Origin of the sequence: Halomonas campaniensis (genome assembly GCF_014193375.1) — a bacterium.
Taxonomy (GTDB): Bacteria; Pseudomonadota; Gammaproteobacteria; order Pseudomonadales; family Halomonadaceae; genus Halomonas; species Halomonas campaniensis.
The window spans coordinates 81,319-96,361 of sequence record NZ_JACHZF010000013.1 but is presented as its reverse complement, the minus strand read 5'-3'; the positions used below and the strand labels follow the sequence as shown (position 1 = coordinate 96,361).

The window sequence follows — 15,043 nt, the reverse complement described above, 5'->3', positions numbered from 1 at the left end:
CGACAGGAGGGCCTCGTCGAACTTCGTTTGCATGGGTGCGCCACCGGCCGTTGCCGGTGGCGCGCTACGATATGGGTGAGAGATCATGGCGAACTATTCTACCAACGAATTCAAGGGCGGTCTGAAGGTGATGCTGGACGGCGATCCCTGCTCGATCGTCGAGAACGAGTTCGTGAAGCCGGGCAAGGGCCAGGCCTTCAACCGCGTCAAGCTGCGCAACCTGATGACCGGTCGTGTCTGGGAGCGCACCTTCAAGTCGGGGGAAAGCCTGGAAGGCGCCGACGTGATGGACCTGGACATGGAGTACCTCTACAACGACGGCGAGATGTGGTACTTCATGAAGACCGACGGCTCCTTCGAGCAGTATCCGGTGGAGAAGAAGGCCCTGGGTGACACCGAGAAGTGGCTCAAGGAGCAGGTGGTCTACACCGTGACCCTGTGGAACGACAACGCCATCAGCGTGACCCCGCCCAACTTCATCGAGCTGGAGGTGGTCGAGACCGACCCGGGCCTGAAGGGCGATACCGCCCAGGGCGGCTCCAAGCCGGCGACCCTCTCCTCCGGCGCCGTGGTTCGCGTGCCGCTGTTCATCAACCAGGGCGAAGTGCTGAAGGTCGATACGCGCAGCGGCGAATACGTCTCTCGCGCTTGATTTTCCCGCTTTGTTCCTGAATCTGTAGGAGGCCAGCTCCGCTGGGCGAACGGAGGCCGAAGGCCTCCCTGCGGCAGCCACCCATGGCTGCCGACACCTTGGGCGCCTGGCGGCGCCAGGCGCGCAACGAGTTGCCCTCCTGCAGCAGGTTCCTTCTCCCTGTTCCGGGAGCTTCCCATGTCGGTGCCCGACTGGCAGCCCACTGCCTCCATCGAGACCCTGCGCGAGCGCGCGCGGCTGCTGGCCGAGGTGCGGGCCTTCTTCGCCGAGCGCGGCGTGCTGGAGGTGGAGACCCCGGTGCTGGGCCACGGCGGCAGCACCGACCCGCACCTGGCGTCGCTCTCGGCCGAGGCGACCACGCCGGCCGGCCGCGAGCGGCTCTGGCTGCAGACCTCGCCGGAGTTCGCCATGAAGCGGCTGCTGGCGGCCGGCGCCGGGCCCATCTTCCAGCTGGCGCGCTGCTTTCGCGACGGCGAGGTGGGGCGGCGCCACAACCTCGAGTTCACCATGCTGGAGTGGTATCGCCCCGGCGTTACCCTCGACGCGCTGATCGAGGAGACGGCCGCGCTGGTGCGCCGGGTGCTGGGCCGGGAACCGGGGGATGAGGCGGGGCCGCTGCGCCGCCGGCGCTACCGTGAGCTGTTCCGGGAGGCCCTGGCCGTCGACCCGTTCACCGCGCCGCTGGCCGACCTGCGCCGCCTGGCCGAGGAGAAGGGCGGGCTGGCCATGGCCGATGCCCTCCGGGACGACTGCCTCGACCTGCTCATGAGCCTCGTGATCGAGCCGCAGCTGGGCCGCGAAGGCATCGACGTGGTGGTGGACTACCCGGCGAGCCAGGCGGCCCTGGCGCGGCGCCATCGCGACCCGGAGGATGGCGCGTGGGTGGCGTCGCGCTTCGAGCTCTATCTCGAGGGGCTGGAGCTGGCCAACGGCTACGACGAGCTGACCGATGCCGCCGAGCAGGCCGCGCGCTTTGCCGAGGACAACGCCGCCCGGCGGGCGGCGGGACTGCCGGAGGTGGACGTGGACGCGCGCCTGCTGGCGGCACTTGCCCACGGCATGCCCGAGGGGAGCGGGGTGGCGCTGGGCATCGACCGGCTGATCCAGCTGGCGCTGGGCCAGTCGAGCGTGGCGGAGGTGATGGCCTTCGCCACGCCGCGCTGCTAAGAAGATTCTCAGCAAATGCTAGCGAAGTTAACCAGTGGGAGCTCGGGTTCCCCGAGCGAATGGCGCCGGAGGCGCCCCGGCAAAGTTGCTGGCGTTAGCAAATGCCGCCTGGGAGCCCTTCGGTCTCCATTCGCCGGGCAAAGCCCAGCTCCCACAAGAAGTGCTCAGCCTTAACTAACATTCACACTATTCTGCGAAGCTCCTGAAAAGCTCCCCAGCGACTGCCCCATCTGCACCTTGGCGCCGGGCGCGAGGGCGTCGGCGAAGGCCACCGGCTCGGCGAAGGCCATCACCACCGTGGAGCCGAGCTTGAAGCGACCCATCTCCGCGCCCTTCTCGAGCCGCACCGGCGTGTCGAAGCGGGTGCGCTGGACCTCGCCGGAGAGCGGGGTGACCTGGCCGGCCCACACCGTCTCGATGGCGGCGACGATCATCGCCCCCACCAGCACCATCGCCATGGGGCCGTGCTCGGTGTCGAAGTGGCACACCAGGCGCTCGTTGCGGGCGAAGAGGTTCGGCACATGCTCGGTGGTCGCGGCGTTCACCGAGAAGAGCCGGCCGGGCACATAGACCATCTCCGTCAGGGTGCCGCTCACCGGCATGTGGACCCGATGGTAGTCGCTGGGGGAGAGGTAGACCGTAGCGAAGCTGCCGCCCAGGTAGCGCCGTGCCGCCTCGCCGTCGCCGCCCAGCAGCTCCATGGCCGAGAAGTGGTGCCCCTTGGCCTGCAGCAGCTGGCCGGCCTCGATGGAACCGAACTGCGACAGCCGCCCGTCGGCGGGGCTCACCACCCCCTCGCCGATGGGGCGCGCGCCGTCCTTCAGCGCCCGGGTGAAGAAGTCGTTGAAGGTGGCGTAGGCCGTCGGGTCGGGCTCGGCGGCCTCGTTCATGTCGACCTTGAACTGGCGGATGAAGGCCCCGACCAGGCGGTTCCTCAGCCAGGGCTGGCGACAGTCGGCGAGGCGCCCCACCAGGCGCGAGAGCAGGTGGTGGGGCAGGGGGTACTGGATCAGGGCAAAGAGCCGGGAGAGTGACAAGGGCGTTCCTGTTTCTGTGCTCGAGAGCTATTTCTCGATCGGGGTGTCATCGCGGTTGCCCCACTCCTTCCAGGAGCCGGCATAGCCACGGATCTTCTCGAAGCCCAGCGCGCGGCCGACCAGCCAGGTGAAGCCGCTGCGGTGGTGGCTCTGGCAGTGGGTGACGACCTCCATGTCGGGGGTCAGCCCCAGCGCCTCTAGCTCGGTGATCAACTCGGCGTAGTCGCGCAGGCGCAGGGCGCGCTCGCGGTCCATGGCCTCGGTCCACTCCATGTTGACCGCGCCGGGGATATGGCCCAGGCGCCGGTTGTCGCCCTTCTCGCCGCGGTACTCTGCGGGGGAGCGGGCGTCCCAGACCGCGAAGCCCTTCTCGCCCAGGCGCTCGACGAGTTCGGCGCGGTCGATGAGGACCTCGGGGTGGAGCAGCTCCGCCTCGTAGTCGCTGGGCCGCGGAGCGGTGGGCTCCGTGGCGACCGGCTGGCCGGCCTCGCGCCAGGCGTGGATGCCGCCGTTGAGGTAGGAGTAGCGGGTATGGCCGATCAGCTCCAGGGTCCAGAGCAGGCGGCCGGCCCAGCCGCCGCCCTCGTCGTCATAGGCCACCACGTGGGTGTCCCGGGTCAGGCCGAGCTCGCTGAACAGCGCCGAGAGCTGCGCCACCGTGGGCTCGCGGCAGGGCACGTCGCCTTCGCCGCGCATCAGCCGGCCCTTGTCGAGGAACACGGCGCCGGGCACGTGGCCCTCGGCATAGCTCTCGGCCCGGAGCGGCACGTCGATGATCAGCAGCGAGGGCTCGTCGAGGTGCTCGGCGAGGCGGTCGGGCTCGACGATCAGGGGCAGCAGGTTGTCTTCGGAACTCATGGAGGCTCTCCTATCCTTGTGCTAGCGAGTCGACGATGCGGCGATAGCTGGCAAAGCGCTCGGGGTCGATCTCGCCCCGCTCCACCGCCTCGAGCAGCGCACAGCCCGGCTCGTGGCGATGGCGGCAGTCGCGGAAACGGCAGCGCCCGAGGTGGTCACGGAACTCGATGAAGCCTTCGGCGACCTGCTGCTCGTCGAGGTGGACCAGCCCGAACTCGCGGATTCCCGGGGAGTCGATCAGCTCGCCACCCGCCGCCGCGGGCAGGGCATAGAGGCGCGCCGTGGTGGTGGTGTGGGTTCCCTTGCGCGAATCCTTCGACAGCGCACCGATGCGAAGTTCCTCGTCGGGCAGCAGCCGGTCGATCAGCGAGGACTTGCCCACCCCGCTCTGGCCCACGAACACCGAGGTGCGTCCGGCCAGGCGGGCATGCAGGGCCGAGAGGCCGTCCTCGCGCTCGGTGGTGGTCGACACCACCGGGTAGCCCAGTGCCTCGTAGCGTGCCAGCAGGTCGCGCAGCTCGCCGCCCGTCTCGGGCAGCAGGTCGATCTTGTTGAGCACCAGCACCGGGGCGATGCCGGTGGCCTCGGCGGCCACCAGGTAGCGGTCGATCAGGTTGGCGTGGGGCGCCGGCTCCACGGCGAAGACGATCAGGATCTGGTCGATGTTGGCGGCCACCGGCTTGAGCTGGCCGCGGGCGTCGGGGCGCTCCAGCACGCTGTCACGCTCGCCCCGGGCCACCACCACGCCCTCCACGGTATGGCCCGCGGGATCCTGGCGGCCGCGCCAGATGACCCGGTCCCCGGTGACGAGCCCCTCCAGGTTGGCCCGCAGGTGGCAGCGTACCGCCTGGCCGCCCGCCTCGGGGCGCACGTCCAGGGTGCGGCCGAAGTGGGCGGTCACCCGGCCGGGCTGCTCGGGGCCATACTCGCCGGCGGCCAGCTTCTCGCTGTCCTGCTCGTCCTTCCGCGCGGCGCGGGCGGCGCGTTCGGCCTGGATCTTGTCGATACGCCAGCGCTGCTGGCGGCTCAGCTTGCGTTTGCTCATGGAGGCCCGAAGCTCGTTACAATGGGGGCTATTGTACTCACCCAAGGCGCCCGCTGTCGCGAACCGCACGGCGCCCTCCAAGGATTCCCCATGAGCCACAGCAACGACGCCAAGGACCCCCGCCAGCACCGCCTGGTATGGATCGACCTGGAGATGACCGGTCTCGACCCCGACCGTGAACGCATCATCGAGGTGGCCACCCTGGTCACCGATGCCGAGCTCAACGTCGTGGCCGAGGGCCCGGTGATCGCCGTGAAGCAGCCCGACAGCCTGCTCGACGGCATGGATGCCTGGTGCACGAAGACCCACGGCGAGTCGGGCCTGACGGCCCGCGTGAAGGCGAGCACCATCGATACCGCCGAGGCCGAGCGGCATACCCTCGAGTTCCTGCGCGAGCACGTGGCGCCCGGCACCTCGCCCATGTGCGGCAACAGCGTCCACCAGGATCGCCGCTTCCTGGAGCGCGAGATGCCCGAGCTGCTGGCCTTCTTCCACTACCGCAACCTGGATGTCTCCACCCTCAAGGAGCTGGCGAAGCGCTGGAACCCTGGCGCCATGGCGGGCTTCCAGAAGCGCAACGTGCACCTGGCCATGGATGACATCAAGGAGTCCATCGCCGAGCTTGCCCACTACCGCACCACCTTCCTGCGCCTGGCTGACGCCGAGAGCGACGAAGAAGAGTAGCGCCGGCTCTGTAGGCGGGCAGCTTGCTGCGCGACCGGCGCCGCAGGCGCCCGGCGGTGTTGCCAGGGTGGGGGAGACCCCGCGCGGGAGGCCTGCGGCCTCCATCGCCCAACAAGTTGGCCTCCTACAGGGCGATAGGCGCTTGTGGATGAGGCGTATTGTAGGAGGGTAATTTGGGGTCAGCCGCGGGTAATCAACGCTCGGCGCTTCTCCCGCTGGCGGGCCAGCGCCCAGCGCACGTGCTCGCGCACCAAGTCGGAGGGGTAGGGCAGCCGCGCCCACAGGGCGGCCTCCACGGCCTCGCTCCAGGGGGCGTTGCCGAGCCCCACGGCGAGGTTGCGCAGCCAGCGCTCGTAGCCGATGCGGCGCAGCGGGCTGCCGGCGGTCTTCTCGAGGAACTCCCCCTCGCCCCAGGCGAAGAGCGTGACCAGGCGGGCGCGGTCCAGGTCGTGGCGGGGGGCGAAGTCGGCCTCCCGGGTGACGCGGGTGAAGCGCGTGAAGGGGCAGACCAGTTGGCAGTCGTCGCAGCCGAACACCCGGTTGCCCATGGCCGCACGAAAGCGCTCGGGAATGGCGCCGTGAAGCTCGATGGTGAGGTAGGAGATGCAGGCCCGGGCGTCCACCACCCGGTCCTCGACGATGGCGCCGGTGGGGCAGGCCGTACGGCAGGCGCTGCAGCTGCCGCAGTGGTCGCCGTCGAAGGGCGCGTCCACCGGCAGCGGCAGATCGGTGTAGAGCTCGCCCAGGAAGAACAGCGAGCCCGCCTTCGGGTTCAGCAGCATGGCGTTCTTGCCGAACCAGCCGAGCCCCGCCTTGCGCGCCAGCGCCCGCTCCATCACCGGCGCCGAGTCCACGAAGGCGCGGTAGCCGAAGGGGCCCGCCTCGGCCTCGATCCGCCGGGCGAGCGCGGCCAGGCGCTTGCGCATCAGCTTGTGGTAGTCGCGGCCGGTGGCATAGCGCGAGACGTAGGCGGTCTCCGGCTGGCCCAGCACCTTGGCGGTTTCCACCTCGGCGGGCAGGTAGTCAAGCCGCACGCTGATCACCCGCAGGGTCCCCGGGACCAGCTCGGCGGGGCGGGTGCGCCGGGTGCCGTGCTTGGCCATGAAGCCCATCTCGCCGTGATGGCCGGCCGCCAGCCAGCGCGCCAGGCGGGCCTCGTCCTCGGCCAGGTCGATGTCGGTGATGCCCACCTGCTGGAAGCCGAGCTCGCGTCCCCAGGCCTTGATGCGGTCGGCCAGGGGGCGCAGGTCGGTGGCGTCGTCGGGGGCAGACGAGGAGCTCATGATCGCGGAAACACCGTGCAGGGGGCCGGCATCACTTGGCGCCGGCCGCGGAGGCTTTACACTGTTCTCTAACTACCGCCATGGTAAAGCATCGGGCCCAGGGAGACATCGCATGGCCGACACTCGATCCGCCCCGTCGCTGCATCCGCTCTACCGCGCCGACCAGGTGCGCGAGCTCGACCGGCGCACCATCGCCGCCGGCCTCGAGGGGTTCGCGCTGATGCAGCGCGCCAGCGCCGCCGCCTGGCAGGTGCTGCGTGCGCGCTGGCCCGAGGTGCGCTCGCTGACGGTGCTGTGCGGCGCCGGCAACAACGGCGGCGATGGCCACGTGCTCGCGGCGCTGGCCGCCGCCGAGGGGCTGGCCGTGCAGCGTGTCCTGCTCAAGGGCATCGATGAACTCGCCGGCGACGCCCGGCGTGCCGCCGACATGGCCACGGCGGCGGGCGTCGCCGCCGAGCCCTGGGAGGCCGGCATGGCCCTGCGCGGCGAGCTGCTGGTCGATGCCCTGCTGGGCACGGGGCTCTCGGGCGAGGTGCGCGGTGCCTGCCGCGAGGCCATCGCGGCGGTCAACGCCAGCGGCAGGCCGGTGCTGGCCATCGACATTCCCTCCGGGCTGCATGCCGACACCGGCGCGGTGCTGGGCGAGGCGGTCAAGGCCTCCGCCACGGTCACCTTCATCGGCGACAAGCTGGGGCTCTACACCGGGGCCGCCGCCGACCACGTCGGCGACCGGGTCTTCCGCGACCTGGGCGTGGACGCGGCGGCCGAGGCCGACCTCGTCCCGGCGGCCCGGCTGCTGGAGGCGAGGCTGGTCGATGCCTGGCTGCCGCCTCGCCCCCGCGCCGCCCACAAGGGCGACTGCGGCCACGCGCTGATCCTCGGCGGTGCGCCGGGCTTCGGCGGGGCGGCGCTGCTCGCCGCCGAGGCCTGCGCCCGGATGGGTGCCGGCAAGGTCAGCCTGGCCACCGCGCCTGCGCACGTCACGGCCAGCCTGGTGCGCCGCCCCGAGGTGATGGCCCACGGCGTGCGCGGCGCCGCCGACCTGGGCGGCCTGCCGGCGCTGGCCGACGCGCTGGTGGTGGGCCCCGGGCTTGGCCAGGGCAGCTGGGGCCAGGCCATGCTCCAGGCCGCCCTGGACGCCGACCGGCCGCTGGTGGTGGATGCCGACGGCCTCAACCTGCTGGCGACGCGCTTCGCCGGGCTGCAGCGCGACGGCTGGATCCTCACCCCCCATCCCGGCGAGGCGGCGCGCCTGCTGGGCATCGGGGCCGCCGAGGTGGAGGCCGACCGGCCCGCCGCCGTGCAGGCGCTGCGCGAGCGCTGGGGCGGGGTGGTGGTGCTCAAGGGCGCCGGCACCCTGGTGGCCGGGCCGGAAGGGGTCGCCGTCTGCCCCTTCGGCAATCCCGGCATGGCCAGCGGCGGCATGGGCGATGCGCTCTGCGGGATGCTGGGGGCGCTGCTGGCCCAGGGGCTGCCGCTGGAGGCCGCCGCGCGGCTCGGCGTGCTGCTGCACGCCCGGGCTGCCGACCTGGCGGCCCGCGATGCCGGGGAGCGTGGTCTGCTGGCCGGCGATCTGGCATCCTATGCGCGAATTCTGGTCAACCCGACGATGGGCAAGGACGATGCTGCTGCGACTCGATGACGAAGACCGCCAGATCCTGCTGGGCGAGTGCCTGGGGCAGGCCCTGGAGGGCGTGGGGCGGGTCTACCTCGAGGGGGAGCTGGGGGCCGGCAAGACCACCCTGACCCGCGGCATCCTCAGGGCCTGCGGCCACCGCGGAGCGGTGAAGAGCCCCACCTACACCCTGGTCGAGCCCTACGTGCTCGACGGCGTGCGGGTTCACCACTTCGACCTCTATCGCCTCGGCGACCCCGAGGAGCTCGAGTTCATCGGCGGCCGCGACCTGCTCGCCGATGACGCCCTCTGCATCATCGAATGGCCCGGGCGCGGCGAGGGGTGGCTGCCGAGGCCGGACCTGCGGATCACCCTGACCCTCTCGGGCAGCGGCCGCGAGGCGCGTCTCGAGGCCGAGAGCGACCATGGCCGGCAGGTGCTGGCGCGGCTCGAGGCGATGCCCGCGCTGGCCGACTGTCACCCCGCGGCCGGCAGCCGCGAAGTGGAGGGCGAGTCGACGCGATGAACAGCCGACGCCTCCTGCGCTGCCTGGCCGCGGCGGCCCTGCTGCTGCTTCCCCTGGCGCCTCTCCAGGCGGGCCAGGTCGACAACGTGCGCCTGTGGGCCGCGCCGGACCATGCCCGGCTGGTGTTCGACCTCGCCTCGCCGACCCGGGCCAGCGTCTTCGGGCTCGACAACCCGCGTCGCCTGGTGATCGACCTCGACGACAGCCGCATGGCCGCCGACCTGGCCGGCGTCGACCTCACCGGCAGCGCGATCAGCCGCATCCGCAGCGGGGTGCGCGACGGCAACGGCCTGCGCGTGGTGCTGGAGCTCGAGCGCGAGGTCGAGCCCCGCCACTTCACCCTGGCCCCCAACGACCAGTACGGCCACCGCCTGGTGGTGGACCTGGAGTATCCCGGCGAGAGCGCGGTGGAGGACCCCATCGACCCCATCGAGGCGATGATCCGCGAGCAGGAGATCGTCGCCAGCCGGGCCCGGGCCGAGGCGGGGGGCAGCGCCGCCCGGGTGGCGCCCGAGCCCGCCGTGGCGCTGCAGCAGGCCCAGCCGCACCCCAAGCGCGACATCATCATCGCCATCGACCCCGGCCACGGCGGCGAGGACCCCGGAGCCATCGGGCCCGGCGGTACCCGCGAGAAGGACGTGGTGATGGAGATCTCGCGGCGCCTGCAGCGTCTGGTCAACGAGACCGAGGGGTTCCGGGCGGTGATGATTCGCGATGGCGACTACTACGTCGGGCTTCGCCAGCGCACCCAGATCGCCCGCGAGCAGAAGGCCGACTTCTTCGTCTCCATCCATGCCGACGCCTTCAACAGCCCGCGTCCCAACGGCAGCTCCGTCTATGCGCTCTCCCAGCGCGGGGCCACCTCCGAGACCGCCCAGTGGCTGGCCGAGAGCGAGAACCGTGCCGACCTGATCGGCGGCGTCGACGGCAGCCTGTCGCTCAAGGACAAGGACGAGGTGCTGCGCGGCGTGCTGCTCGACCTGACCATGACCGCGACGCTCAACGACTCCCTGGCCATCGGCGGCCAGGTGCTCGACCGGCTGGGTGGCGTGAACCGGCTGCACAAGTCGCGGGTGGAGCAGGCGGGCTTCATGGTGCTCAAGTCGCCCGACATCCCCTCGCTGCTGATCGAGACCGGCTTCATCTCCAACCCCGACGAGGAGCGCCGGCTGCGCGACCCGACCCACCAGCAGGGGCTGGCGCGGGCCATCTTCACCGGCCTGAGCGACCACTTCCAGCGCAACCCGCCCCCCGCCAGCCTGCTGGCCTGGCAGCGCGACAACCAGCGCAGCACGGCGGGCAACGAGTATCGCATCCGCCCGGGCGACACCCTCTCCCAGATCGCCGAGCGCCACGGGGTGCCGGTCGCCCAGCTGAAGCAGGCCAACGAGCTCAACGGTGACGTGATCCGGGTGGGCCAGGTGCTGCGCATTCCCCGTTCCTGAGTCCGAGCCCATGACCGAACCACGACGCATCCGGGTCCTCGACCCGCGACTGGCCAACCAGATCGCCGCCGGCGAGGTGGTGGAGCGCCCCGCCTCGGTGGTCAAGGAGCTGGTGGAGAACGCCATCGATGCCGGCAGCCGGCGAATCGAGGTGGACCTCGAGGCCGGCGGTGCCCGGCTGATCCGCGTGCGCGACGACGGCAGCGGCATCGGCGAGGAGGACCTGCCGCTGGCCCTGTCGCGCCACGCCACCAGCAAGATCCTCTCCCTCGAGGAGCTCGAGGGGGTGGCGAGCCTGGGCTTCCGGGGCGAGGCGCTGGCCTCGATCAGCTCGGTCTCCCGGCTCGAACTGGTCTCCAACACCGATGACGACCCCACCGCCGGCTGGCGGGTGGTGGCCGAAGGGCGCCAGATGGAACCCCGGGTCTCGCCGGCCCCTCATCCCCGCGGCACCTCGGTGACGGTGCGCGACCTGTTCTTCAATACTCCGGCGCGGCGCAAGTTCCTGCGCACCGAGAAGACCGAGTTCGGTCACGTCGAGGAGGCCTTCCGCCGCCAGGCGCTCTCCCGCTTCGACATCGGCTGGGTGCTGCGTCACAACCAGAAGACCCTGCACCAGCTGCGCCCCGGCGACGACCCGGTCGCCCGCGAGCGGCGCATCGCGTCGCTGCTTGGCAAGGGGTTCCTCGAGAACGCCCTGCACCTGGACCTGGGGGCCGCGGGGCTGCGCCTGTGGGGCTGGGTGGGCCTGCCCACCCATTCCCGGGCCCAGGCCGACCAGCAGTACTTCTTCGTCAACGGCCGGGTGGTGCGGGATCGCCTGGTGGCCCACGCCATTCGCCAGGCCTACCGGGACGTGCTCTTCCACGGCCGCCACCCGGTCTTCGTGCTCTACCTGGAGGTCGACCCCACGGTGGTGGACGTCAATGTCCATCCCACCAAGCACGAGGTGCGCTTCCGCGATGGCCGCATGGTCCATGACTTCCTCTTCTCCAGCCTGCACCGGGCCCTGAGCGAGAGCCGGGCCGGCCATCCGGGGGCCGGCCATCCGGGGGCCGGCCATCCGGGGGCCGGCCACCCGGGCGGCGAGCCCCGGGAGGCGGGCGACGACGAGGCGCCGCAGGGCGGTGCGGCCGGCACGCCGGCGGGCGAGGGCGGCGACCGGGTCGCCGAGCGTGCCGGCCTGTGGCAGCAGCAGCCCATGGCGCTGCCCGGGCGAGAGGGCGAGCGCGTCACCCCCGACCGGGTCCGCGCCTTCATGGACGGCTACCGCAGCCTGCACCCCGACCACGAAGAGAGCCTGCTGACGCCCCAGCCGGCCTCGCCCGGGGCCGGGGGCGCCGCGGCCGGGGTGGCCCTGGCCGAGCGCCAGGCCGCACCGGTGTCGCCGCGGCCGGCCCTGCCCGAGGCCGACGATACCCGGGCGCCGCCGCTGGGCTTCGCCGTGGCCCAGCTGCACGGGGTCTACATCCTCTCCCAGAGCGAGCGCGGCCTGATCGTGGTGGACATGCACGCCGCCCACGAACGCATCGTCTACGAGCGCATGAAGGCCCAGGTGCACGGCGGGCGTCTCGAGGCCCAGCCGCTGCTGGTCCCGGTATCTCTTGCCGCCAGCCCCGCCGAGGTGGCCACCGCCGAGGCGGAGCGCGAGGCCTTCGCCCGCTTCGGGGTGGAGCTCGACGTGGCCGGCCCCGAGACCCTGCTGGTGCGCCAGCTGCCGGCGCTGCTCATCGATGCCGACGTGGAGCCGCTGGTCCGCGACATGCTCGGCGACCTGGAGCGCTACGGCCGCTCCGACCGGATCGAGGCCCATCTCAACGAGCTGCTGGCCACCATGGCCTGCCACGGCAGCGTGCGCGCCAACCGCCAGCTGACCCTGGCGGAGATGAACGCCCTGCTCCGCGACATGGAGCGCACCGAGCGCAGTGGCCAGTGCAACCACGGCCGCCCCACCTGGACCGAGATGAGCATGAAGGACCTGGACCGCCTCTTCCTGAGGGGGCAGTAGGTCGATGTCAGATACCCGTCCTCTCGCCATCCTGCTGGTGGGACCCACCGCCGCCGGCAAGACCGATCTCGCCATCGCGCTCCACGAGCGCCTGGGCCTCGAGCTGGTCAGCGTCGACTCCGCCATGGTCTACCGCGGCATGGACATCGGCAGCGCCAAGCCTTCGGCGGAGGAGCTGGCCCGCGCGCCGCACCGGCTCATCGACATCCGCGACCCCGCCGAGCCCTACTCGGCGGCCGACTTTCGCGAGGATGCCCTGCGCGAGATGGCCGAGATCACCGCCGCCGGCCGCGTGCCGCTGCTGGTGGGGGGGACCATGATGTACCTCAAGCGCCTGCTGGAGGGCGTCGCCAACCTCCCGGCGTCGGATCCCGCGCTGCGCGCCGAGCTGGAGGCCGAGGCCGCCCGCCACGGCCTGGCAGCGCTGCACGAGTCGCTCGCCCGGGTCGACCCCGCCTCGGCGGCGCGCATCCACCCCAACGACCCGCAGCGGCTGATGCGTGCCCTGGAGGTCTATCGGGCCAGCGGTCGCACCCTCAGCGAGCTGTGGGCCGAGCAGCGCCCGGAAACCTTTCCCTGGCGCACGCTGTCGATAGGGCTCGCCCCGGCGGATCGTGCCGTGCTGCACGAGCGGATCGCCCACCGCTTAGCGGCCATGCTGTCGGGCGGCCTCATCGAGGAGGTGGCGGCGCTGCGGGCGCGCGGCGACCTGCACCCGGGCCTGCCGTCGATCAGGAGCGTCGGCTACCGCCAGGTCTGGGCGTATCTCGACGGTGCGGTCGACCTCGAGACCCTGCAGCATCGCGGCATCGTCGCCACCCGGCAGCTGGCCAAGCGCCAGCTGACCTGGATGCGCAGCTGGGACGGCCTCGAGTGGGTGGACAGCCTGGGGGCCGACCCCCTGGGCAAGGTGCTGAAACTCGTGCGCGAATTCGGCAGTTAGCGTAAGATACGCCTTTCCGGTAGCCGGATGGCCAGGCCCCTCCGCGAGAGGGCGGGCGACGCCATGTGCAAGGCCAGCGAAACAACGTCAACCCCAGAGACAATTTCAGGGAGAGCAACATGTCCAAAGGGCAGTCCCTTCAAGACCCGTACCTGAACATCCTGCGCAAGGAGCGCATCCCGGTATCGATCTTCCTGGTCAACGGCATCAAGCTGCAGGGCCAGATCGAGTCGTTCGACCAGTTCGTCATCCTGCTGCGCAACACCGTCAGCCAGATGGTCTACAAGCATGCCATCTCCACCGTGGTGCCCTCGCGCAACGTGCGCCTGCCGGCCCAGGATCCTGCCGCGCCGCAGGAAAGCCAGTGAGGTAATGATTGTTTTTTGAACGTCCCGACGCCGGTGAGACGGCGGTACTCGTCCATGTGGATTTCCACGACGAACAGGAGCGCGAGGATCCGGGTGAGTTCCTCGAGCTGGTGCGTTCCGCCGGCGCCGAGCCGGCCACGCTGCTGACCGGCAGCCGCCATCGGCCGGACCCGCGGACCTTCGTGGGCTCCGGCAAGGTGGAGGAGCTGCGCGAGGCGATGGCCGTGCACGGCGCCGAGCTGGTGATCTTCAACCACGCCCTCAGCCCCTCCCAGGAGCGCAACCTCGAGCGCGTGCTCAAGTGCCGGGTGCTCGATCGCACCGGCCTGATCCTCGATATTTTCGCCCAGCGGGCGAGGACCCACGAGGGCAAGCTCCAGGTGGAGCTCGCCCAGCTGGAGTACATGTCGACGCGGCTGATCCGCGGCTGGACCCACCTGGAGCGCCAGAAGGGCGGTATCGGCCTGCGCGGTCCCGGCGAGACCCAGCTCGAGACCGACCGTCGCCTGCTGCGGGCCCGCATCAAGGCGATCCACAAGCGCCTCGACAAGGTGCGCAGCCAGCGCAGTCAGAACCGCCGCGCCCGCTCCCGGGCGGAGATTCCCAGCGTCTCGCTGGTCGGCTACACCAACGCCGGCAAGTCAACGCTCTTCAACGCCCTGACCGAATCCAGGGTCTATGCGGCCGATCAGCTGTTCGCTACTCTCGACCCCACGCTGCGGCGCCTGGAGGTCGAGGATGTCGGGCCGGTGGTGCTGGCCGATACCGTGGGCTTCATCCGCCACCTGCCCCACAAGCTGGTCGAGGCCTTTCGCGCGACCCTGCAGGAGGCCGCCGAGGCGACCCTGCTGGTCCACGTGATCGACGCCGCCGATCCGGATCGCGAGCTCAACGTCGCCCAGGTCGAGGCGGTGCTCGACGAGATCGGTGCCCTCGAGGTGCCGGTGCTCAAGGTGATGAACAAGATCGACCTGCTCGACAGCGCGCCGCGCATCGAGCGTGACGGCGAGGGGCGCCCCGAGGTGGTGTGGCTCTCGGCGCAGGAGGGCAGGGGGCTGGAGCTGCTGGCCCAGGCCCTGGCCGAGCGGCTGGCCGACGACGTGATCGACCTCTCGCTCAGCCTGGCTCCGGAGCAGGGCAAGCTGCGCGCCGGCCTTCACGAGCTGGGCGCGGTGCGCGAGGAGGCCTTCGACGACCAGGGGCATACCCTGCTGCAGGTGCGCCTGCCGCGGCGGGACTTCATGCAGCTGATGGCCCGGCTCGGCGAGCGCGCCGCCGACTACCTTCCCGCGGAGCTGCAGGAGCGGGCCGTCTGGGAGGAGTGAGGCCCCGGGCCACGCCGCCTGCCGTCCACGACCGGGACGCGGGCGGCACAGACAACGACAAGGTCGACAGGTGTCGCGGGCCGCTCG

General features: G+C 71.3%; 14 protein-coding genes. 10 read left to right on the top strand and 4 right to left on the bottom strand.

The features are described from left to right. Positions 1 to 85: 85 nt before the first annotated feature. Positions 86 to 652 carry an elongation factor P gene (gene efp / locus BDK63_RS10470; protein WP_183331641.1) on the top strand — a complete coding sequence of 189 codons (567 nt, stop codon included), beginning with the start codon at positions 86 to 88 and terminating at the stop codon, positions 650 to 652. Between the two features lie 177 nt (positions 653 to 829). Beyond that, positions 830 to 1,819, top strand: coding sequence for an EF-P lysine aminoacylase EpmA (gene epmA, locus BDK63_RS10465; protein ID WP_183331639.1), 990 nt, complete (start codon positions 830 to 832; stop codon positions 1,817 to 1,819). Between the two features lie 170 nt (positions 1,820 to 1,989). Here the strand turns inward: epmA and asd are convergent, their stop codons facing one another. Genes asd through rsgA form a run of 3 tightly spaced genes read right to left on the bottom strand, consistent with a single transcriptional unit; the run spans position 1,990 to position 4,759 of the window. Further along, positions 1,990 to 2,856: an archaetidylserine decarboxylase gene (asd, locus tag BDK63_RS10460; protein ID WP_183331637.1), complete on the bottom strand. Its 867-nt coding sequence runs from the start codon at positions 2,854 to 2,856 to the stop codon at positions 1,990 to 1,992. 27 nt (positions 2,857 to 2,883) lie between these two features. Continuing rightward, positions 2,884 to 3,714: a sulfurtransferase gene (locus tag BDK63_RS10455; RefSeq protein ID WP_183331635.1), complete on the bottom strand. Its 831-nt coding sequence runs from the start codon at positions 3,712 to 3,714 to the stop codon at positions 2,884 to 2,886. A 10-nt stretch (positions 3,715 to 3,724) separates the two neighbouring features. Continuing rightward, positions 3,725 to 4,759 (bottom strand): small ribosomal subunit biogenesis GTPase RsgA, encoded by a 1,035-nt coding sequence (gene rsgA / locus BDK63_RS10450; RefSeq protein ID WP_183331632.1) that lies wholly within the window; start codon positions 4,757 to 4,759, stop codon positions 3,725 to 3,727. A 90-nt stretch (positions 4,760 to 4,849) separates the two neighbouring features. Here rsgA and orn point away from each other — a divergent pair, with 90 nt between their 5' ends. Further along, the gene (gene orn, locus BDK63_RS10445) at positions 4,850 to 5,443 is read left to right on the top strand and encodes an oligoribonuclease (RefSeq protein ID WP_183331630.1); all 594 of its coding nucleotides are present in this window, start codon (positions 4,850 to 4,852) and stop codon (positions 5,441 to 5,443) included. A 179-nt stretch (positions 5,444 to 5,622) separates the two neighbouring features. Here orn and queG read toward each other — a convergent pair whose 3' ends face one another. Further along, positions 5,623 to 6,726, bottom strand: a complete 1,104-nt coding sequence (queG, locus tag BDK63_RS10440; RefSeq protein ID WP_183331628.1) for a tRNA epoxyqueuosine(34) reductase QueG — start codon at positions 6,724 to 6,726, stop codon at positions 5,623 to 5,625. Between the two features lie 112 nt (positions 6,727 to 6,838). Between queG and BDK63_RS10435 the strand changes: the two genes are divergently transcribed. The 7 genes from BDK63_RS10435 to hflX all read left to right on the top strand — a co-directional run bounded on the left by BDK63_RS10435 (position 6,839) and on the right by hflX (position 14,956). Further along, positions 6,839 to 8,368 (top strand): NAD(P)H-hydrate dehydratase, encoded by a 1,530-nt coding sequence (locus BDK63_RS10435; protein WP_183331625.1) that lies wholly within the window; start codon positions 6,839 to 6,841, stop codon positions 8,366 to 8,368. Then, positions 8,349 to 8,867 carry a tRNA (adenosine(37)-N6)-threonylcarbamoyltransferase complex ATPase subunit type 1 TsaE gene (gene tsaE / locus BDK63_RS10430; protein ID WP_183331623.1) on the top strand — a complete coding sequence of 173 codons (519 nt, stop codon included), beginning with the start codon at positions 8,349 to 8,351 and terminating at the stop codon, positions 8,865 to 8,867. Before BDK63_RS10435 ends, tsaE begins: the two co-directional genes overlap by 20 nt. Then, entirely contained in the window at positions 8,864 to 10,312 is a 1,449-nt protein-coding gene (locus tag BDK63_RS10425) for an N-acetylmuramoyl-L-alanine amidase (protein ID WP_183331621.1), read from the top strand. The genes tsaE and BDK63_RS10425 overlap by 4 nt, the downstream gene beginning before the upstream one ends. Positions 10,313 to 10,322: 10 nt before the next feature. Next, complete coding sequence (gene mutL / locus BDK63_RS10420; RefSeq protein WP_183331619.1) at positions 10,323 to 12,320, top strand: DNA mismatch repair endonuclease MutL; 1,998 nt, start codon at positions 10,323 to 10,325, stop codon at positions 12,318 to 12,320. A gap of 4 nt (positions 12,321 to 12,324) precedes the next feature. Next, the gene (gene miaA / locus BDK63_RS10415) at positions 12,325 to 13,263 is read left to right on the top strand and encodes a tRNA (adenosine(37)-N6)-dimethylallyltransferase MiaA (RefSeq protein ID WP_183331617.1); all 939 of its coding nucleotides are present in this window, start codon (positions 12,325 to 12,327) and stop codon (positions 13,261 to 13,263) included. A gap of 119 nt (positions 13,264 to 13,382) precedes the next feature. Beyond that, positions 13,383 to 13,631: an RNA chaperone Hfq gene (gene hfq / locus BDK63_RS10410; protein ID WP_183331615.1), complete on the top strand. Its 249-nt coding sequence runs from the start codon at positions 13,383 to 13,385 to the stop codon at positions 13,629 to 13,631. An 8-nt stretch (positions 13,632 to 13,639) separates the two neighbouring features. Beyond that, entirely contained in the window at positions 13,640 to 14,956 is a 1,317-nt protein-coding gene (gene hflX / locus BDK63_RS10405) for a ribosome rescue GTPase HflX (RefSeq protein WP_183331612.1), read from the top strand. Positions 14,957 to 15,043: the final 87 nt, after the last annotated feature.